This window comes from Streptomyces sp. NA04227, assembly GCF_013364195.1.
Lineage (GTDB): Bacteria > Actinomycetota > Actinomycetes > Streptomycetales > Streptomycetaceae > Streptomyces.
Genome location: NZ_CP054918.1, coordinates 1,653,204 through 1,673,093, shown reverse-complemented (window position 1 = coordinate 1,673,093; position 19,890 = coordinate 1,653,204). Strand labels below are relative to the sequence as shown.

The following is a 19,890-nucleotide window of genomic DNA, read 5'->3' as shown; positions in this document are numbered from 1 at the left end:
GCGGAGGGCGGAGGACGGAGGGCGGGGGACGGACGAGGGCCGAAGGCCCGGCAGTCCCGGCATCCCTCTCCTCGGCTGCCGCCCAACTCCCTGCGGCCGCCCGGCTGTTGCTCTCCGTGCTGGTCGTGCGGCGGGCGGCCGCTCCCGCGGTCGTGGCGTCCGTGGCCCCCCAGCGCACGGAAGCCCCCAGGGATCGCCGCGGGGCGGCCGCCCGCTCCCCCCCCCAGAAGATGGCCGGTGAACGGGCCGGTGGCGGGGCGGAGTTGGAGTCCCCGGAAGGTTTCCGGACGGTGTAGCGCCGCCCGTTCCCCGGTTGTGTCGCCGCCGCACACCACCGTGCTCCGATTGTGAAGCTTCGATGGAGGGGGAGTTGAGCATAAGGCTTCCACCTCGCAAGGTGAAGCGATCCGGCATATTCCGTTTGTGGAGAGCTCCGTTGCTGTGACCGCCGTGTCCGGGGTCGCCGTCTGAGACGTGCGGGGCATCCCTCGGCCCGCCCTCCGAGGCCTCCGTAGGGCGGCGGGAGTCCCCCGGCGAGGACCCCGCGAACATCCCGCCGCAGTCCCCGCCGCAGCCCCCGGCAAAGTCCCGGGCAAAGATCCCGACGAGCCTCCAACTCCCTTGCCCCGGCCCGGGTTTGCCGTCAGTTCACCGCGAAGGCGCGTACTCCTCGCCGGTCCATGTGGAACTCATTCCGCCGACATCGGTTTGTTCTGTACGTGACAGTCGCTGGCCGCACTGCGCGATTCGAATGCCCCTGACCGTAATCGTCAGGGGAGAGCCAGATGACACCCGCAAGCAGTCACACTCCGCCTTCGCAGCACACTCCCGAGTTCGTCGAGGCCGCCCGTCACGTCGGGCGCCGTCGCTTCCTCACCGTGACCGGCGCCGCCGCCGCGCTGGCCTTCGCCACCAACATCCCGCTGGCCGGTGCCGCAAGCGCCCGCGAGTACGACGCTCGCAAGCTCGCCGAGAACCCGTTCACCCTCGGTGTCGCCTCCGGTGACCCGCTGCCCGACTCCGTGCTGCTGTGGACCCGGCTCGCCCCCAAGCCCTTCCAGGCCGACAGCGGTCTGCCCGCCGAGCGCATCACGGTCGCGTGGGAGCTCGCGAGCGACGAGAAGTTCACCAGGATCGTGCGCCGCGGTTCGGTGACCGCGCACCCGGAGTTCCACCACTCCGCGCGCGTGGACGTGAAGGGCCTCGACGCCGACCGGGTGTTCTACTACCGCTTCCGCACCGGCAGTTGGATCAGCGAGACGGGCCGTACCCGTACCGCCCCGGCCACCGCCGCCGCCGTCTCCGGGCTGACCATCGCCGCCGTCTCCTGCCAGGCCTTCCACGACGGTTACTTCACCCCGTACAAGCACCTGGCCGCCGACGACGTGGACGTCGTCTTCCACCTCGGCGACTACCTCTACGAGTACGCGGTCAACGCGGCCGGCGGCGTCCGCAACCTCAGCACCCCGCTGCCCGCTCTGTTCAACCGCGAGACGGTGACCCTGGAGGACTACCGGCTGCGGTACGCCCTCTACAAGTCCGACCCGGACCTGCGTGCCGCGCACGCCGCGCACCCGTTCGTCGTGACCTGGGACGACCACGAGACCGAGAACAACTACGCGGACGAGATCCCGGAGAAGGACCAGCCGGTGGACCCGTTCCTGGTCCGCCGCGCGGCCGCGTACCGCGCGTACTGGGAGAACCAGCCGCTGCGCGCCGCCCAGCAGCCGAGCGGTATCGACCTGCAGCTCTACCGCCGCCTCAAGTGGGGCCGCCTGGCGCAGTTCGACGTGCTCGACACCCGCCAGTACCGCTCCGACCAGGCCTACGGCGACACCGCCCACGTGCCCGGACCGGAGTCCACCGACCCCAAGCGCACCATCACCGGGGCCACCCAGGAGCGCTGGCTGATCGACGGCTGGAACAAGTCCGACGCACTGTGGAACGTCGTCCCGCAGCAGGTCATGTTCGCCGAGCGTCGCCTGGACCTCAACGCCGAGGCGAAGCTGAGCATGGACGCCTGGGACGGCTACGCGGCCTCCCGCGACCGTGTGCTCGCCGGTGCCGCCTCCGCCGGAGTGGAGAACCTGATGGTCCTCACCGGCGATGTGCACAAGAGCTACGCGCTCGACATCAAGGAGAAGCCCGGCGACCCGGACGCGAAGACCGTCGGCACCGAGATCGTCACGACCTCGATCGCCAGCGGCAAGGACGGCGAGGACAAGCCGTCGAACTGGGACACGTACATGCAGGCCAACCCGCACATGAAGTTCTACCACGGGCGTCGCGGCTACGTGACGGTCCAGTACGGCGCAGACCAGGCCCGCGCCGACTTCAAGACGGTCACCCACGTCACCACCCCCGGAGCCCCGCTCACCACCTCGGGCTCCTTCGTCACCGAGGCGGGCAACCCGGGCCTGGAACCGGCCTGATCCTCAACCTCTTGGCGCGGTAGCACAGTTGGTGTTCCGGCGCCGTAGCAGGCGGGCCCGGTCGGCGCATTCGCACCGACCGGGCCCGCTCACGCGCCTCATGACCCGGCCACGTTCGAGACGCGGCCCGGCCCCCTCGCGTCAGTCCTCGCGGTGGGAGACCTCGATGAGGTGGAAGCCGAACTGGGTCTTCACCGGCCCCTGGACGGTGCCGACCGGGGCGGAGAAGACGACCTGGTCGAACTCGCGGACCATCTGTCCCGGGCTGAACGTGCCGAGGTCACCACCCTGGCGCGAGGAGGGACAGGTGGAGTTCGCCCTGGCGACCTCGGCGAAGTCCGCTCCGGCCTCGATCTGCGTCTTGAGCTCGGACGCCTTGTCCTCACTGGCGACCAAAATGTGACGTGCACTTGCCCTAGCCATCGGCTACATCCTTCCGAACGGTACCCATCAGCGGCGCCGAGGAGGACGGGTCGGGACCTCGTGGGTGGTGGCGCTTCACGGCTCCCACCAGCCCCGGGTTCCTCCGGCCTCCCGCAGGCAGCCTTCGTATGTCAGACATGCACACTCTCACAGGCGGTCACGGTGGGTACGTCGAGGAGGGCCCGCCTGATCCCTGGTCCTCCTTCGTGAACACCGGACGCTCCACCCGCCCGGGCGTGAACTCGTCCTGTACAGGCCGGGACCGACGGTGTCGGCCGAGTGAAAAGTCCAAGTGATCGCACTGCGCGTCCATGCCTTCACTCAACCGCCCCGGTCAAGCTGAGCGACGTTCACCTCTCACTCAGCGCTGGAGGCGATGACCGTATGCGCTTGGACCCCACCCGTGCCCCGGCCCGCTACAGATCTCCCCGAGACAGATCCCCCCGAGTCCCCGGAGTGGCGCTGTTACTGGCCTTCCTGCTCTGCGTTCCCCTCCTCGCCGGACTCGACAACCGGACGGCGGCAGCGGCCCCGCCCGCCCCGACGGCGATCACCGTGGACGGCGCGAGCCCGGGCCGGACCTTCGACGGCATCGGCGCCATCAGCGGCGGCGGGGGCAACTCGCGGCTGCTGGTCGACTATCCGGAGCCGCAGCGGGCCCGGATACTCGACTACCTCTTCAAGCCGGGGCAGGGCGCGGCGCTCCAGACGCTGAAGGTCGAGATCGGCGGCGACACCAACTCCACCGACGGCTCCGAGTCCTCCATCGAGCACGAGCGGGGAACCGTCAACTGCGACAACGGCTACGAATGGTGGCTGATGAAGCAGGCCAAGCAGCGCAATCCGCGGATCGGGCTGGCCGCGCTGTCCTGGGGCGCTCCCGGCTGGATCGGCGACGGCAACTTCTGGTCCCAGGACATGATCGACTACCTGGTGCGCTGGCTGGGTTGCGCCGAGCGGCACGGACTGACCATCGACTACCTCGGTGGCTGGAACGAGCGCGGGTACGACGCCGGTTGGTACAAGAAGCTGCGCGCCGACCTGGACGCCAAGGGCTACGACAAGGTGAAGATCGTCGCCGACGACTCGGCCGGCTGGGACGTGGCCACCGCCATGGGCAAGGACCCGGAGCTGAACAAGGCGATCGACGTGGTCGGTTCGCACTATCCCTGTGGATATCTCAGTGAGATGACCAGCTGCCCGAGCAGTGCGGACGCCGTGGCCATCGGCAAGCCGCTCTGGGCGAGCGAGAACGGTTCCAAGGACACCGAGACGGGTGCCGCGGCGATGGCGCGCGGGATCAACCGCGGCTATCTGGACGGCCGTATGACGTCCTTCATGCACTGGCCGCTGGTGGCGGCGCTCTATCCGAACCAGTACTTCAACACGGTGGGCATGGTGGTCGCCGACCAGCCCTGGTCGGGTGCCTACCGGGTGGGCCGCAGCACCTGGGTCACCGCGCAGACCACGCAGTTCACCGCCCGGGGCTGGAAGTACCTGGACACCGCGGGCGGTTACCTGGGCGGCGCGCGCGAGAACGGCAGCTACGTCAGCTACGCAGCCCCGGACAAGAGCGCCTGGAGCACCGTCCTGGAGACCACGCAGGCCACCGCCGAGCAGGAGGTCACCCTCAAGACGGCGGGCGGACTGCCCGGCGGCACGCTGCACGTCTGGTCCACCGACCTGAACTCAGCCCACCCGCGCATGACTTCGGCGGGCGACCTGACCGCGGTCGACGGCACGTACCGGCTCACCCTGAAGCCCGGACACGTCTACACCGTCACCACCACGACCGGCCAGGGCGCGGCCACCGCGACCGGTCCGGAGCGCAGCCCGCTGCGACTGCCGTACAAGGACAGCTTCGCGGACTACCCGGTGGGCCGGGAGGCCAAGTACTTCGCCTCCATGAACGGCGCCTTCGAGTCGGCTCCCTGCGGCGGCGGCCGGGACGGCAACTGTCTGCGGCAGATGGCTCCCCAGGTCCCGATCCGGTGGACCGACGAACCCGGGCACCAGCCGTACGCGCTGATGGGTGACCTGAGCTGGTCCAACTACACCGCTTCCGCACGGGTGTTGCTCGAGGAGGAGGGGCAGGCGGAGATCCTCGGGCGCGTGAGCACCCAGAACCGCAACAACAACGGCCTGGACGCCTACCACCTGCGCCTCGGCCAGGACGGCGCCTGGTCGCTCCTGAAGACCGACAAGGACTGGAAGTTCACCACCCTGGCGAGCGGAAAGGTCACGGCCCCGGGCACCGGGACCTGGCACCGCCTCGCCCTGACCTTCGAGGGCTCCGAGATCACGGTGCGCATCGACGGCAAGAAACTCACCACGGTACGGGACACCTCGTACGCGGGCGGCATGACCGGCATCGGCACCGGCGGCTGGACCACCGCGCAGTACGCCGATTTCTCCGTCCAGCCGGGGCGGTCGGCCGCGCTGCCGGAGGGTACGTACAAGCTGGTCAACGCGCACACCGGAAAGGTGCTCGACGCCTCCGGCGGCGGCACCGCTGACGGCACGCCCGTGGTGCAGTGGGACGACAACGGCGGCGCCAACCAACGGTGGCGGCTCACCCCGGCCGGTGACGGCTACTACACCGTGACCGGTGCGGCCAGCGGCAAGGTCCTCGACGTGCCGGGCAACACTCCGGTCCCCGGTACCCCGTTGCACCTCTGGCAGGGCAACGGCGGGACCGGCCAGCAGTGGCAGATCGCCCTCTCGGACAACGGCGCGTACACGCTGACCTCGCGCGCCACCGGCAGCAAACTGGACGTCGACAAGGCCTCGACGGCGAGCGGGGCGAAGGCGGTGCAGAACATCCCCGGAGGCGCCGCCGTCCAGCGCTGGCGCATCGAGCGGACGGACTGACGGCGGGCGGACACGGAGAGCAAGGAGCGCCGCCCGGCCGGAGTGACGGGCGGCGCTGCCTCTCCACTTGCATCCGCCACCAGTCGGCTACGGAACCGATCTACCGGCGATGGCAGGACCATCGTTCGCATGAGGACGGGCGGTGAACCCGGGCTGTCTCTCCGGCGGTCCAACGGATGCCCCGGGTAAGCGCCATAGTGTTCTCCGGCCTCGGCGCAGAGCGGGCCCTGAAACGGGCCCGCTCTGCGTCCGTCGGCTTCGAAACGGCCCCTCCTGCTCTCGGCTTGCACCTCTTGGGCTGTTCTCATGCTCGTCTGCACACGCTGCAGCTCATTCACCGACGGCACGGCGACTCATTTCCCCACGGTGAGCGCCCAGCGCACCGAAGACGGTGCGGTGACGCTCACCCAGCCGTCGGACCGCTCTCTTTTGAGAACGACCTGATTCATCGTGCTGCTGACCTCTCCCTCGACGCATTCGAGAGGGAACCGCACCTCTACGGGTTTCACTTCCACCTTGAGGGTTCCCTTTCCCTCGCAGTTGACCATGAGCGTCAAAGGTCCTTTGCCCACCTTGCCGTTGAGGTCGACACTCCCGTTCCCACGCGCCGAAGCGACTTCGGCGAGAGCCGTCCCCTCCACGAGCTTCGGGGCCCGGGTCACCGATTCCCCTGGCACCTCTTCCGCCCTGCCTGATGGCCGCGTCTTCTCAGGAAGCGTATGCGGTTCGGCCTGGTCATCGGTGGCTGCCTCCGTGCATCCGCTGAGAAGGAGACCGAATGAGAGCACGCCGATCACGGTCATGGCCGCTCGTGCACCGAACTGGCCCCTCCGGCTTACTCTTCCCATACGTACCAACCCACCTTGTAAGGCGTGTAGCTGGTGACCGTCTTCTTCGGTGAGTAGCGACAGAAGCCGTAATGCTGATAGCTGGTGCCTGTCACCTTGAGGCGGTAGACGCCGTACTTGGCGTTGGTCGTCTTCTTGGGCGGTGTGTCCACCATGACATTGACGCCCATCTTGGCGGTTATCTTGGCGGACAGTTCAACATCCCATTTCGCCTCAATCTCGGCGATCATGAAGTCGACCTTGGTAGTGAGTCCCGCGCTGACGCTGACGCCCACCTCCCCTGATACTTCGGACGTAAAGGTGGACTTGAGAGTCCGAGAGGTGCGATTCGTATTCGAGAGCGTCGCACCGACTCCCTTGTGATAGCTGCGCCCCTTCTTGTCCGGTGTATAGATCCGGGACGGCCGCCCACAGTCCTCCTTGGGTGGAAGATTCGAGTTCCCGGCCTCCGGAGTCGGACCGGTATCAGGTTCCGAGGCCGGGTCCGTCACGTCGACGAGCTCTTCCGTGGGTTCTTCCGGCGGGGCAGTGTGCACGCCTGTGCCGTCCGAGGGAGTCGAGTCGATTGGGTCTGCTTCGGAACCGGGTGCCGCGATCGCGGTTCCGGCGAGCCCTATCGAAACAAGTAGAGCTGCCAGGGACGCGCCTGACGCCTGAACAATTCGCTTTTTCACTTTCAACTTTCCACACCATGACCCGGAATGAACGCAGTCGTACTCACGGCGCATCAAAGGGTTCCCCGATTTGTGTGCCCTGTGGCAGCCCGCGCCATTGGAAGGTCGAGTCGGAGGGCGAGAGCTGCACAGCAAGAGCTTCTGGTCTAGACCATCATGTGTGCTCAAGATGCCTGGGACAAGAGTGGACAAGGGGGCATTTTCTGTCGGGCTGTCAGGTGCCTGGCGCAGGCCGCACCCGAAAAGCCCGGCGACAGGCATCCGGAGGCACCCGACTGTCCGGTTGAAATGCCGACGCAGGGTTGTGGCCGTGCCGATGCCGGTGGCTGCACCGAGCGGCGGCGAACTGGGCCTGGCTGCCCGCCTGCTGGGGCGGCACTCGTCGGATCGGCCGTGCTGGGTTCGAAGGAAACGGCTCAGTGGCCTGGGTCGGAGATTCGCCGCCCACTGCCGACGAGTCTCCGACTCAGGTCGCTAGTCCTCCTTCGTGAACACCAGGCGCTCCACCTGCCCGGGCGTGAACTCGTTCGGTACCTCTTTGCCGTTGACGACGAGTCGTACGGCGCTCGCGTCGCCGAGGACCAGGTTGACCGCCTTCGTGTCCGTGAAGGTCTTGGTCTCGCCCTGCCCGAGAAGCCCGTCGAAGAGCATCCGGCCCGCGGAGTTCTTGGCGGACACCCAGCTCTGCTGTTCCGCGCCGCTGACTTGAACCGTGACCTTGCCCTGTGCTCCCGGCTCCTGAGCGGCCGATGACGGCGACGAGGGCGACGCATCCGATGAGCCCGATGAGCCCGGTGACTCAGATGAGTCGGACGAGTCAGACGAGTTCGACGAAGGCACCGAAGCCGATGGGGGCTTCGGGGACGAGGCGGACGGATTGTCATTTCCCCCGTCCTGCTGCGTGAGGTACACCGCGCCCCCGATCAGCGCGCCCGTGGCGGCGGCTGCCGCGAGGGCCATGGCGATCGACCGTCCGGGCCGCCGCCCGCGCTGCTCACCGGGCGGCGGCGCGGTCGGCGGGACGGGGGTGGCGTCGCGGTGCTCCGCCCAGGCCGGTGGGCTGTCCGCGAGGCCGGGACCGACGGTGGGTGCGTTGCTGTTGGGGTCCGTGTCGCCAAGGACGGGGGTCGGGGTGCGGGCGGCGTCAGGGGCGTCCGTACCGCCGCCGTCTGTACGGCCTCCCGTACCGCTGCCCCCCGGACCGTTCGTGGCCCCCGACCCCGGAGGCGTAACCGCCCCCACACCCGCGACCGCCCCCGGTGCCCCGCGTACCACCACAGTCGCCTCGTGCGAGTCCCCGCCCGGCAACAGCAGCCGCAGCAACCGGTCCGGCGTAGGCCGCGCGCCCGGGTCCTTGGACAGGCAGGCGGCGACAAGCGGGCGCAGGGCCTCCGGCACCGCCGACAGATCCGCGGGTTCGTGCACCGAGCGGTACATCAGGCCCATGGGGGCGCCGGTGCCGAAGGCGCTGCCGCCCGCTGCCGAGACGAGTACCGCGCCGAGGGCGAACACATCGGCGGCGCCGCTGACTTCACTGCCCTGGGCCTGTTCGGGGGCCAGGTATCCGGGGGTGCCGAAGGTGGTGCCGGTGGAGGTGATCCGGGTGGACTCCACGGCTCGGGCGATGCCGAAGTCGAGGACCCGTGGTCCGTCCTCGGCCATGATGATGTTGCCGGGCTTCAGGTCGCGGTGGACGAGCCCGCAGGCGTGGATGGCCTGAAGGGCCTCCGCCAGGGCAGCGCCCAGCTGCCGCAGCCGGTCCTCGTCCATCGGCCCCTGGCCGGCGAGCAGGCCGGACAGGGTGGGGCCGGGGATGTACGCGGTGGCCAGCCAGGGGGCGTCCGCGTCGGGGTCGGCGTCGACGACGGGGGCGGTGTGGAAGCCGCCCACCTTGCGGGCCGCCTCGATCTCGGCACGGAACCGGGCACGGAAGTGCGGGTCACCGGCCAGATCGGAGCGTGCCACTTTGACGGCCACCGCGCGGCCGCCCGGGGAGCGGGCCAGATACACCGTTCCCATGCCACCGGCGCCCAGCTTGCGTTCCACGGCGTACCCGCCGATCCGCTGTGGCAGGTCCGAGTCGAACCCCATCCCGTGCACGCCTCTCCGCCGCGACCCCGCGCGTCCGTGTGACCGACCGGCGTTCGCAGCAAGGCTGTTCGCGCTCCCAGCAAGGCTGTTCGCGTTGGCAGCAAGGCTGTTCGGCCGTCGGGCCGGGGTGTTCCCGCACCAGCAGGCATGCTAATGCCCCGGCGGCCACCGGCCACCGGCCAGCGGCTCCCGCCCCTCAGTTTTCCTCCGCCGACGGCATCTTCAGCGCGAGCAGTGCGTGCAGGGCGTCCACGCAGTGGGTCACCTCGGCGTCCCTGGCCGCGTCCCGTTCGGGGGCCGGGCGGCCGGACCACTGCAGGGCGCGGTCCTCGGTGTAGGCGGCCCAGGCGTGGGCCACCGGCAGGGACCCCTCGTCCAGGCCGAGGATGCCGAGCGCACGCCGGGCGATCGTGGCGCGCAGGCTCTCCACCCGCTCGCCGCCGAGGGAGACCGCGCCCTGGCCGAAGACCAGGGCCAGATAGAAGTCCCGGCGGCGCTCGATCTGCGCGAAGAAGCGCTCCACGGACTGGCGCAGCGCGGGGGCCGCGGCCAGGCCCTCGTCGGGTGCGGTGTTGCGCAGTACGCGCCGGGCCGCCGCGGCGACCACCTCGTCGTAGTAGGCGGTCTTGGTCGGGAAGTGGTGGAAGAGCAGGCCCCGGGAGATGCCCGCCTCCTGGGCCACCTCGTCGATGGAGAGCTCGTGGATCGGCCGCTCCACCAGCTTGCGCAGTCCGATGCCGAGGAGCTGGCGGCGACGTTCGGCAGGGGGCATCCGGGTGCGCGCCTTGCGCTCGGGGTCAGGTGCCCGCCGGGCCCGGCGGGGGCGCTCCGGTTCCGACGGGGTGCCGTCCTCGGCCGAGGTGCCGTCGCCCTCCGGAGTGCCGCCGTCCTCCCGGGTGCCGTCGTCCTCCGGTCGTGCCTCTTCGGACTCTTCGGAGGGTGATCCGTCGCTCATGCTATTGAGCATTGCTTAGTAGAGCTCTATCGTCAATCGCATGGACTTCGCACCCTCACCCCGCGCCGCCGACCTGATCGAGCGCGTGCGCGCCTTCATCGAGACCGAGATCGAGCCGGTCGAGGAGAGCTACCACCGGGAAGTGGCCGCGCGCAGGGCGGGCGCGGGCGACCCCTGGGAGCCCCTGCCCGTCATCGAGGAGCTGCGCGGCAAGGCCCGCGCGCAGGGACTGTGGAACCTCTTCCTGCCCGCGGGGCACGAGGGCCCGTACGCCGAGAAGTACGGCACCCACGGCGGCACCGGCCTCACCAACACCGACTACGCGCCGATCGCCGAGCTGACCGGCCGCTCCTTCCTCGCGCCGCACGTCTTCAACTGCAACGCCCCCGACACCGGCAACATGGAAGTGCTCCTGAAGTACGGCACCCAGGAGCAGCGCGATCGGTGGCTGGAACCGCTGCTCGACGCCCGTATCCGCAGCGCGTTCTGTATGACCGAGCCGGACGTGGCCTCCTCGGACGCGACCAACATGGAGCTGCGCGCGGTCGTCGAGGGCGACGAGGTCGTGATCAACGGCCGCAAGTGGTGGTCCACCGGGGTCGGCCACCCCGACTGCGAGATCTTCGTCGTGATGGGGCTCAGCGACCCGGACGCCGACCGGCACCACCGGCACACCATGGTGCTCGTGCCCCGGGACACCCCCGGCGTCAAGGTCGAGCGGCTGCTGCCGACGCTGGGCTTCTTCGACGAGCCGCACGGCCACGGCGAGGTCAGCTTCACCGATGTACGGGTGCCGGTCGAGAACATCATCTCCGGACCCGGTGAGGCCTTCTCCATCGCCCAGGGGCGGCTCGGCCCGGGCCGGGTGCACCACTGCATGCGGCTCATCGGCCTGGCCGAGAAGGCCCTCGAACTCGCCTGCCGCCGCGGCCTGGACCGGGTCGCCTTCGGCAAGCCGATCATCAACCTCGGCGGCAACCGCGAGCGCGTCGCCGACGCCCGTATCGCCATCGACTCGACCCGGCTGCTTGTCCTGAACGCCGCCTGGAAGCTCGACAACGGCGGCCCCCTGAACGCGCTGAGCGAGGTCAGCCAGATCAAGGTGGCCGCGCCCAACATGGCCCAGCAGGTCGTCGACTTCGCCATCCAGCTGCACGGCGGCGGCGGGCTCTCGGACGACTTCCCGCTCGCGGGCTTCTTCATGAGCGCCCGCGCCCTGCGCCTGGCCGACGGCCCCGACGAGGTGCACCGCGGCATGGTCGCCCGGCTCGAACTCGGCAAGTACGGAGCCAAGCGATGAGCCGCCGCATCCTGATCACCGGCGGCGCCTCCGGCCTCGGCGCCGCCCTCGCCGCCGCCTTCTCGGCCCGCGGCGACCGCGTCCTGGTCACCGACATCGGCGCCGAGGCACCGGCCCAACTGCCCGCAGGCGCCTCGTACTTGAAGCTCGACGTCACCTCGCAGGAGGACTGGGACGCCGCCCGCGACCATGTCGCCGCCGAGTTCGGCGGGCTCGACATCCTGGTGAACAACGCCGGTGTGGCGGCGGGCGGCCGGATCGAGTACCTCGATCTGGAGGAGTGGCGCTGGATCACCGAGATCAACCTGTTCGGCGTGGTCCGCGGCTGCCGCACCTTCACCCCGATGTTCAAGGAGCAGGGCAGCGGTCACCTGGTGAACACCGCCTCCATGGCCGGGCTCGTCCACCCGCCCGCGATGAGCTCGTACAACGCCGTGAAGGCGGCGGTGGTCGCGGTCAGCGAGACCCTCCGCTTCGAGCTCCACCCCTTCGGCATCGACGTCTCCGTGATCTGCCCGTCCTACTTCCGTACGAACCTCGCCTCCTCGCTGCGCGGCACCGACCCGCTGATGGACGGGACGGCGAAGAAGCTGATCAACAAGTCGAAGATCGGCGCCGAGGAGATCGCCGCGATCGTCGTACGCGGCGTCGACAAGCGGCAGCCGCTGATCCTCACGGACAAGCCCGGCCGCCGCGCCTACTGGGCCAAGCGACTGCTGCGTCCGCTCTACGACCGCCAGATGCTCGACTTCGGTACGAAGCTGCGGCGCGGTGCCGAGCAGGCGGCCCGAGCGACATCCGGGGCCGGGCGCCCGGCCCCGGGCGCGGGTACCGAGAAGAACCACACGAAGGAAGCACCATGAGCGGCAGGACCGTACTGATCACCGGGGCCAGCTCCGGACTCGGCGAGGAGATGGCCCGCCAATTCGCCGCGCTTGGCTGGGACTTGGCGCTCTGCGCCCGGCGGGCCGAACGCCTGGAGAAGCTGCGCGACGAGATCGGCGCGGCACATCCCGAGCGCCGCGTCGTCCTGAAGGCGCTCGACGTCACCGACGACGAGGCCGTCTTCCGCGTATTCGCCGAGTTCGCCGAGGAGTTCGGCAGCATCGAGCGGGTGATCGTCAACGCCGGACTCGGCAAGGGCGCGGCCTACGGAACGGGCCGCCACGACGCCAACCGGCAGACCGCGATGACCAATTTCGTCGGCGCGCTCGCCCAGTCCGAGGCCGCCATGGAGATCTTCCGCCGCCAGCGGCGCGGCCACCTCGTGATGATCTCCTCCATCTCCGCACTGCGCGGCATGCGCAAGGCGATGACGACGTACGCGGCCACCAAGGCCGGAGTGGCGGCGATGGCCGAGGGCCTGCGCTCGGAGCGGGTACCCGGCCTGGATGTCTCCGTGATCTATCCCGGCTACATCCGCTCCGAGATGAACGAGCACGTCAAGCAGAAGACCAAGTACATGGTGGATACCGAGACCGGCGTCAGGGCCATGGTCCAGGCGATCGAGAAGCGCAAGGTCAAGGCGTACGTGCCCAGTTGGCCGTGGGTGCCGATCGCCGCCGCCATGAAGGTCCTGCCGTTGTCGGTCGTGAGGAGGCTGGTGTGACGGACGACGCCCGGACGAAGGTCGCCGGAGCCCGCGAGGTGCGGGACGAGGACGCCTTCGACGTGGAGGCCGTGGCCGCCTGGCTGCGCGCCCACGCGAAGGACTCCGCGGGGCTCGAAGGGACCCCGGAGGTACGGCAGTTCAGCGGCGGCGCCTCCAACTTGACCTATCTGCTGCGCTACTCGGAGCAGGACCTCATCCTGCGCCGCCCGCCGAGCGGCAAGAAGGCCCGTGGTGCCCACGACATGGGCCGCGAGTACCGCATCCAGTCACACCTGGCCCCGGTCTTCCCGTACGTCCCCGGGATGGTCGCCTTCTGCGACGACGAGTCGGTCATCGGCTCCGAGTTCTACGTGATGCGCCGCCTGACCGGACCCATCCCGCGCCGCGAACTGCCGCCGGAACTGGACCACTTGAGTCCCGAGCAGGTGCGCAGCATGTGCACCAACGTCATCGACCTCCTCGTGGACCTGCACTCCGTCGACCCGGCCGAGGCGGGGCTGTCGGACCTCGGCAAGGGGGAGGGCTACGTAGGCAGGCAGGTCTCGGGCTGGTCGGACCGCTACCGCAAGGCGAAGACCGAGAACGTCGGCGACTTCGAGGACGTGACGGCCTGGCTGGCCGCCCACCAGCCCGCCGACCGCCGGATCTGCCTGATCCACAACGACTTCCGCTTCGACAACGTCGTACTCGGCGAGAGCGACCCGACCCGCCCCGCCGGTCTGCTCGACTGGGAAATGGCCACCCTCGGCGACCCGTTGATGGACCTCGGCGGCGCGCTCGCCTACTGGGTCCAGGCCGACGACGACGCCATGTTCCGGGAACTGCGCCGACAGCCCACCCACGTGCCCGGCATGCTCACCCGCACCGAGGTCGTGCGCTACTACAGCGAGCGCGCGGGACTCGACGTCACCGAGCAACAGTGGGCGTTCTACGAGGTGTTCGGCCTGTTCCGGCTCGCGGTGATCTGCCAGCAGATCTACTACCGCTACCACCACAAGCAGACCACCAACCCGGCGTTCAAGGACTTCTGGCTGGTCACCGGAATCCTTGAGGACCGCTGCCGGAAGATCATCGCGAGGGCCGACGGATGACCGTACTGCTCCTGGTCCGCCACGGCCAGGCCTCGTTCACCGCCGACGACTACGACGTACTGTCGGAGACCGGCCACGAACAGGCCCGCCTGCTCGGTGCCGCGTTCGCCCGCCGTGGCATCACGCCCACAGCGGTGGTACGTGGCGGTCTGCGGCGGCACGAGGAGACCGCCGACGGCCTGGTGAAGGCGGCGGGCTGGGACGACGTACCGGTCCAAGTCGACCCCGGCTGGGACGAGTTCGACCACGACTCGGTGGTGACGGCGTACCGCCCCGCCTACCGGGACCGGCTCGCGGCGATCGGCGACTTCGCGGCGGCGCCCGACCCCATGCGCGCGTTCCAGGAGATGTTCGAGGCGGCCACCGACCGGTGGCTGGCCGGTGAGCACGACGGGGACTACACGGAGTCGTTCGCGGCGTTCGGCGAGCGAGTGGCGGGTGCGCTGGGGCGGGCGGCCGCCGCCCACTCCGGCACTGTGGTCGTGGTGACGTCCGGAGGGCCACTGTCCTCGGTGGTGTCGCGGCTGCTGGTGGGCGACGACTCACTGTGGCCGCGTCTCAACCCGGTGACCGTCAACTCCGGTGTCACCAAGGTGATTTCGGGGCGGCGCGGGATGACGTGCGTGACGGTCAACGCGCACGAGCATCTGGAGCACGACCGAGGTTTGGTCACGTATCGCTGAGCGGCGTGGCTGTCGTGCCGACGGTACCGGCAAGGGGAGTTGGCCCTTGGCGGTACCGTCCTCGGTCACGGCGAGCGGAACGCGTGCGTATCCGGATCGGAACGCGTGCGTATCCGGATCAGGCGGAGGCCTCCAGGGCGGCGCGCCAGACAGGGCTGTCGACATAGTGGTTGTCGAAGCGTTCCGAGGACTCGGCGATCTCCTTCGGGTCGGCCTCGCCGCGCATCACCCGGCTCAGCAGGCGCAGGTAGTCGAACCGGCCCATGCCGGGCGTGAACACGAACAGGACGTCCGCCTCGGAGCCGGGGGCCGCCGCGAAGGCGTGCGGGGTGTGCGGCGGAACCGCCAGGAAGTCCCCCGCGTTCAGGACGGTGATCTCCTCGCCCACCAGGACCCGCAGGGACCCGCTGATCACAAAGAACAGCTCCGTCGCCGAGGTGTGGAAGTGGGCCGGTGCTCCCACCGCCCCCTCGGCGAAGGACGAGCGGTAGCTGGTGAAGCCGCCACCGGCACCCGCCGACTCGCCCAGCAGGGTCATCACACTGCTCGGATCCGCGCAGGTCTCCGCCTCCGCGCACCGGGTCAGCAACGCCGGGTCGGGTACGTCGGTCGTGGATGTCTTGGATGTTCTTTCAGCCATGATCGAGACCTTACGGCGCGCGATGACCCACTGACCAGGCATTTCTCGCGTTGACACTTCGAGCCAACTCCGCCCCCGGCCACCGCACACCGTCTCGCCCGGCGGGTCTGGTCAGAGCAGGTGGTCGGCTTTGCCTGCCTTGATGTCGGTGATGAGGGTGCGGAGGGCTTCGAGTGTGTCGGTGAGGTAGTGGTCTTCTTGGCCGTCAACGGCTATGTAGGCGTTGCCGTTTGGGTCGGTGCCGATGCGGAAGCAGTTGTTGCCTTCGCCGCAGTACGGGTCTTCCCAGGTGATGTTGGGCATCGAGCCTCTCCTCATGCGAGTAGGTGGTCGGCTTTGCCTGCCTTGATGTCGGTGATGAAGGTGCGGAGGGCCTCGCGAGTATCCGTGAGGTAGTGGTCTTCCTGGCCGTTGAGGGCTATGTATCCGTTGCCCTCAGCGTCCGTGCCGATGCGGAAGCAGTTGTTGCCTTCGGCGCAATAGGGGTCTTCCCAGGTGATGTTGGGCATCGGGCTCCTCCTCATGCGAGCAGGTGGTCGGCTTTGCCTGCCTTGATGTCGGTGATGAGGGTGCGGAGGGCTTCGAGGGTGTCGGTGAGGTAGTGGTCCTCTTGGCCGTTGAGGGCTATGTAGGCGTTGCCTTCGGCGTCTGTGCCGATGCGGAAGCAGGAGTTGCCTTCGGCGCAGTAGGGGTCTTCCCAGGTGATGTCGGGCATAGAGCGTCTCCTCAGAGTTGGCGTGCGATCCCATGGATGAAGCTGCGAGAATCTTCTTGCGACAGGGCCAACTCCTCCAACCAGTCGAACTGTCCTCGGTATTTCGCAAGCTGACTCTCGGCGTGCAGGAAGGCAGGCCCGTGCAGACTGTCGACCTGCACGGTGTCGAGCTGCGGCACGGCCCCCTCGGCGTAGACAGCGTTCTGTCCCGCCCCAGGAAAGCCTCCCTGTTCGAAGGGAAGCGCCAATACCTTCACGTTGTCCCGCTCGGACGTCTCCAGCAGAAATTCCAGCTGTGCCTTCGCCACGTCACGGCCACCGAACTGCATGCGGAGAGCGGCCTCGTGGATGAGGGCGACGTACGGGATGGCCTTGGCGCCGGTGATCACCTGCTGGCGTTCGGAACGGTGTGCGAGGCGGAGCGCGACTTCGTGCTCGGGGAGTTTGGGTACAGCGAAACGGAACACTGCCGTGGCGTGCTCGGACGTCTGTAGAAGTCCTGGGATGTGCACAGTATTCACGCCACGCATCCGCACCGCGTGGGCGTCCATCTCTGCGATGTCGAGCATGCCTTGGGGCAAGCTGCCCCTGTACCGCTCCCACCAGCCGACGCAGGGCTCCGCCATCTCCACGAGAGCTTCTGCGTAAGCGTCGTCGCCACAGATGTAGTTGCTGGCCAGAGTCCGTACGCGCTCAGCACTGATCGGCCGGATGCCCGATTCCATGTTGGCGATGCGTGTGCGGTCCATACCCAGCAGTCCCGCGGCGAATTCGGTGGAGGTGTCTGCGGCTATGCGGAGCTTGCGCAACTCAGCTCCCAGGCGCCTCTGCCGCTCAGTTGGCGTGCGTCGTGTCGACATGCCATCCCCTCAAGTGGTGTCGGCGCATTCTGCCCCTCCGGCCAACCCTTGGTCCACCCTCTCTTGGGGCAATTGTAGCGACGGGCGAGACAATTACCCCAGCCGGCGCTAGCGTTGGGTTACGCGCAAGCTACTCACCGCAACGCCGGAAGCGCACCGCGCGAGCATGCCCGCCTGTCCTGGGGTGGCCTGTTCGCGACCAGGACGGCAGGCCACCGGCGAACTCGCTCGCATCCCCTCGCATTCAACTTCCCACTCCCGCGAAGGAGTTCACCATGTCCGAAGTCCCGCACCTGCCGTGCCTCTGGCGCTTCCCCGCTCACCCAACCTCCGTGCGGCGGGCCAGGAACGCCATCGCCGGAGCCCTCCCGCACGGCCTGGGTGAGGAGTTGAGTGCCGACCTCGGTCTGCTCACCAGTGAACTGGTCACCAACGCCATCCGTCACGGTGCCTGCCAGGAGGACGGCGACCGCGTCGAACTCGTCCTGTGGCCCGCCGATGGTCACTACTGGATCGGCGTCTCCGACCCCGGCACCGGTGCTGCGGCCGGGGCCGGGAAGGGTCACGGCAAACCCGAACTCGCTTACCCGGGTGCGGAGTCGGAGTCCGGACGCGGTCTCCTCCTGGTCGACCACCTCGCCGCAGCCTGGACCGTCCGCCCCCGCCCGTTCCGGGGAACGTCGGTCATCGCCGGGCTCCCTTTCCAGCGGGGCGGATGATCCCGTACCTCCTGCATCTAGGTACACGCAGGATCTCCGTACGCGTAGGAGCGCCGTACGCGCAGGAGCGCCGTATGCGCAGGATCGCTGCACCCGCGGGATCGCCGTACGGAGATCCTCCCGACGTTCCCTCACATGTTGCTCACGTGTCGTGCCACCGTGCAGCCTCTCGTGCTGGGATGCTGCCTTCGGGTGCGGGCGTCCGGGTTCTGTGGGGGAACCCGGGCCCGCACTCGGACCGTTGACCGTGGCGGCCCCGGATCTCGATCCGACGGGAATCCGAGGACAAGCGCCGAGGGCGCGAGGGATCACGAAGCATGCGTTCGGACGGCTGGCACCTCACCCAAGACGTCGACGGCTTCCTCGCGAGGGCCGGGACTTTTCTGCGCTCGCGCCCCGCGCTGCACACGATCCAGTTGACGGTGACCGAGGGGCTGCGTACCGCCGGGGCGGGTGCGTCCGGCGTCGAAGCGCCGGTCTTCGGGTGGCTTGAGCGGGCTGGTGAAGTCCGCGCGAGCTTCTTCCGTACCCCGCCGCGCCGCCCGAGCCTCACCCCCCTTACGCCCGAGGAGGCCGATTCCCTCGCCGCCCGCCTGGCCGACCTCGGCAGACCCCTCCCCGGTGTCAACGCGGACCACGACACCGCGACCGCGTTCGCCGAGGCATGGCGGCGGCGCACCGGCGCGGCCGTGACGCTTGGGGAGCGAAAGCGGCTGTACCGTCTCGGCGCACTCACGCCACCCGACCCGCTCCCGGCGGGCCGAAGCCGCGTGGTGGAGGAGCGGGACCGGGAGCAACTTGTCGCCTGGCACCGGGAGTTCGTCGGCGACGTCGAAGGAGACGCCGCCACGGACTCCAGCTCGTGGGCCGAGGGCCGCATCGCCCACGGCCGTGTCATGTTCTGGGAGACCCCGGAGGGCACCCCCGTCTCCATGGTGGGCGTGACTCCGATGGTCGCGGGTCAGGTCCGGGTGGCTCCCGTTTACACCCCGGCCCACCTGCGCGGTCGCGGATACGCGGGCGCCGCGACCGCCGAGGTGAGCCGGGCCGCCGTGGCCGCGGGTGCGAGTGAGGTGGTGTTGTTCACCGACTTGGCCAACCCCACCAGCAACGGCCTCTACCAGCGGATCGGGTACCGCCCGGTCACCGACTTCGCCGTGTACGACTTCTCGGGCGTGGGACCGGGGGCCCGTTGACGGACCAACTGCTGTGCATCCACCGGGGCAACACCGGCCGACCGTCTGGCGAATCGCGATCCTTGGGTCGACGCGTCGGCCGACCAGGCCTGTCCGGCGGGTCATGTGACCCCCCTCATGGCTGTGGCGTTAGACACCCGGGTAGCGGGCCGGAGGAGATGACCCCCGGCCATTCAGCGGAGCAATGGAGGAAACGCATCGTGTTGACTGGTGGCAGCTTCAGCCGCAGTACTTTCGCCATCGAGCTTGGCAAGTTCCAGGTGGAGACCGTCCAGGACGTCTCGGGACTCCAACTGGAGCAGGACGCGGGGGATACCCGGCAGGTCTCGGCGACCGGAGAGCTGATCGTTCGCAAGCAGCCGAACGCGCGCGGGACGAGCGAGGTCACGATCACCCGCGGCATGGACAAGAGCACCGCGTTCACCGACTGGATCAAGGCGACCCTGGTCAACGCCGACCTCGACGCCGCCCGCCAGAACATCACCATCGCGTTGAAGGATGCGAACAAGCAGACGGTCCGCCGCGTTCACCTCAGCAACGCCTGGGCGTCCCGTTGGGAAGGGCCGCGGCTGGGAGCCGCCGACTCCGGGTACGCGACGGAGCAGGTGACGATCACCTACGAAGACATCACCGTCGAGTAGCCATCGGGTCTGTCCGGCGGATCACGTCCGAAGCCATGGCGCGGCAGTTGCACGGAAGGGATCATTCAGCTTCGGCTCGTTGCCGGACGCCGAGCCGAAGCGCTGCCGCCCCTCCATCCGGTACCGGTCCGGCGATACC

The 19,890-nt window shown here is 69.0% G+C and carries 20 protein-coding genes; 10 read left to right on the top strand and 10 right to left on the bottom strand.

Annotation, left to right across the window (positions count from 1 at the left end):
* Positions 1–785: 785 nt before the first annotated feature.
* Entirely contained in the window at positions 786–2,432 is a 1,647-nt protein-coding gene (locus HUT18_RS06910; RefSeq protein ID WP_176098753.1) for an alkaline phosphatase, read from the top strand.
* A 141-nt stretch (positions 2,433–2,573) separates the two neighbouring features.
* On the opposite strand, the gene HUT18_RS06905 is transcribed toward HUT18_RS06910, so the two are convergent.
* A complete protein-coding gene (locus tag HUT18_RS06905; RefSeq protein WP_176098751.1) occupies positions 2,574–2,855 on the bottom strand; it encodes a peptidylprolyl isomerase in 282 nt (93 codons plus the stop codon).
* Positions 2,856–3,311: 456 nt separating this feature from the next.
* On the opposite strand from HUT18_RS06905, the gene HUT18_RS06900 reads away from it, so the two are divergent.
* Positions 3,312–5,726 carry an RICIN domain-containing protein gene (locus tag HUT18_RS06900; RefSeq protein ID WP_254878458.1) on the top strand — a complete coding sequence of 805 codons (2,415 nt, stop codon included), beginning with the start codon at positions 3,312–3,314 and terminating at the stop codon, positions 5,724–5,726.
* A gap of 353 nt (positions 5,727–6,079) precedes the next feature.
* On the opposite strand, the gene HUT18_RS33585 is transcribed toward HUT18_RS06900, so the two are convergent.
* The 4 genes from HUT18_RS33585 to HUT18_RS06880 form a co-directional block, all read right to left on the bottom strand.
* Positions 6,080–6,529 (bottom strand): hypothetical protein, encoded by a 450-nt coding sequence (locus tag HUT18_RS33585; protein ID WP_254878457.1) that lies wholly within the window; start codon positions 6,527–6,529, stop codon positions 6,080–6,082.
* 32 nt (positions 6,530–6,561) lie between these two features.
* A complete protein-coding gene (locus HUT18_RS06890) occupies positions 6,562–7,302 on the bottom strand; it encodes a hypothetical protein (protein ID WP_176098747.1) in 741 nt (246 codons plus the stop codon).
* Positions 7,303–7,722: 420 nt separating this feature from the next.
* On the bottom strand, positions 7,723–9,339 hold the full coding sequence (locus HUT18_RS06885; RefSeq protein WP_176098745.1) for a RodZ domain-containing protein: 1,617 nt from the start codon (positions 9,337–9,339) through the stop codon (positions 7,723–7,725).
* Positions 9,340–9,535: 196 nt separating this feature from the next.
* Positions 9,536–10,294, bottom strand: a complete 759-nt coding sequence (locus tag HUT18_RS06880; protein ID WP_217710467.1) for a TetR/AcrR family transcriptional regulator — start codon at positions 10,292–10,294, stop codon at positions 9,536–9,538.
* Positions 10,295–10,334: 40 nt separating this feature from the next.
* Here HUT18_RS06880 and HUT18_RS06875 point away from each other — a divergent pair, with 40 nt between their 5' ends.
* The 5 genes from HUT18_RS06875 to HUT18_RS06855 are packed head-to-tail and all read left to right on the top strand — an operon-like array spanning position 10,335 to position 14,980.
* A complete protein-coding gene (locus HUT18_RS06875) occupies positions 10,335–11,594 on the top strand; it encodes an acyl-CoA dehydrogenase family protein (RefSeq protein ID WP_176098743.1) in 1,260 nt (419 codons plus the stop codon).
* Positions 11,591–12,457 carry an SDR family NAD(P)-dependent oxidoreductase gene (locus tag HUT18_RS06870; protein ID WP_176098741.1) on the top strand — a complete coding sequence of 289 codons (867 nt, stop codon included), beginning with the start codon at positions 11,591–11,593 and terminating at the stop codon, positions 12,455–12,457. The genes HUT18_RS06875 and HUT18_RS06870 overlap by 4 nt, the downstream gene beginning before the upstream one ends.
* Complete coding sequence (locus HUT18_RS06865; RefSeq protein ID WP_176098739.1) at positions 12,454–13,203, top strand: SDR family oxidoreductase; 750 nt, start codon at positions 12,454–12,456, stop codon at positions 13,201–13,203. The genes HUT18_RS06870 and HUT18_RS06865 overlap by 4 nt, the downstream gene beginning before the upstream one ends.
* A complete protein-coding gene (locus HUT18_RS06860) occupies positions 13,200–14,297 on the top strand; it encodes a phosphotransferase family protein (protein ID WP_176098738.1) in 1,098 nt (365 codons plus the stop codon). The genes HUT18_RS06865 and HUT18_RS06860 overlap by 4 nt, the downstream gene beginning before the upstream one ends.
* Positions 14,294–14,980 carry a histidine phosphatase family protein gene (locus HUT18_RS06855; RefSeq protein ID WP_176098736.1) on the top strand — a complete coding sequence of 229 codons (687 nt, stop codon included), beginning with the start codon at positions 14,294–14,296 and terminating at the stop codon, positions 14,978–14,980. Before HUT18_RS06860 ends, HUT18_RS06855 begins: the two co-directional genes overlap by 4 nt.
* A gap of 118 nt (positions 14,981–15,098) precedes the next feature.
* On the opposite strand, the gene HUT18_RS06850 is transcribed toward HUT18_RS06855, so the two are convergent.
* The 5 genes from HUT18_RS06850 to HUT18_RS06830 form a co-directional block, all read right to left on the bottom strand.
* A complete protein-coding gene (locus HUT18_RS06850; RefSeq protein ID WP_176098734.1) occupies positions 15,099–15,620 on the bottom strand; it encodes a cupin domain-containing protein in 522 nt (173 codons plus the stop codon).
* 111 nt (positions 15,621–15,731) lie between these two features.
* Positions 15,732–15,923 carry a hypothetical protein gene (locus HUT18_RS06845; RefSeq protein ID WP_176098732.1) on the bottom strand — a complete coding sequence of 64 codons (192 nt, stop codon included), beginning with the start codon at positions 15,921–15,923 and terminating at the stop codon, positions 15,732–15,734.
* An 11-nt stretch (positions 15,924–15,934) separates the two neighbouring features.
* On the bottom strand, positions 15,935–16,129 hold the full coding sequence (locus HUT18_RS06840) for a hypothetical protein (protein WP_176098731.1): 195 nt from the start codon (positions 16,127–16,129) through the stop codon (positions 15,935–15,937).
* 11 nt (positions 16,130–16,140) lie between these two features.
* Positions 16,141–16,335, bottom strand: a complete 195-nt coding sequence (locus HUT18_RS06835; protein WP_176098729.1) for a hypothetical protein — start codon at positions 16,333–16,335, stop codon at positions 16,141–16,143.
* A gap of 11 nt (positions 16,336–16,346) precedes the next feature.
* A complete protein-coding gene (locus HUT18_RS06830) occupies positions 16,347–17,195 on the bottom strand; it encodes a helix-turn-helix transcriptional regulator (protein ID WP_176098727.1) in 849 nt (282 codons plus the stop codon).
* A gap of 275 nt (positions 17,196–17,470) precedes the next feature.
* Between HUT18_RS06830 and HUT18_RS06825 the strand changes: the two genes are divergently transcribed.
* The 3 genes from HUT18_RS06825 (at position 17,471) to HUT18_RS06815 (ending at position 19,751) form a co-directional block, all read left to right on the top strand.
* Positions 17,471–17,914 (top strand): ATP-binding protein, encoded by a 444-nt coding sequence (locus tag HUT18_RS06825; RefSeq protein ID WP_176098725.1) that lies wholly within the window; start codon positions 17,471–17,473, stop codon positions 17,912–17,914.
* Positions 17,915–18,231: 317 nt separating this feature from the next.
* Positions 18,232–19,110, top strand: coding sequence for a GNAT family N-acetyltransferase (locus tag HUT18_RS06820; RefSeq protein WP_176098723.1), 879 nt, complete (start codon positions 18,232–18,234; stop codon positions 19,108–19,110).
* A 200-nt stretch (positions 19,111–19,310) separates the two neighbouring features.
* Positions 19,311–19,751 (top strand): phage tail protein, encoded by a 441-nt coding sequence (locus HUT18_RS06815; RefSeq protein ID WP_254878456.1) that lies wholly within the window; start codon positions 19,311–19,313, stop codon positions 19,749–19,751.
* Positions 19,752–19,890 lie beyond the last annotated feature (139 nt).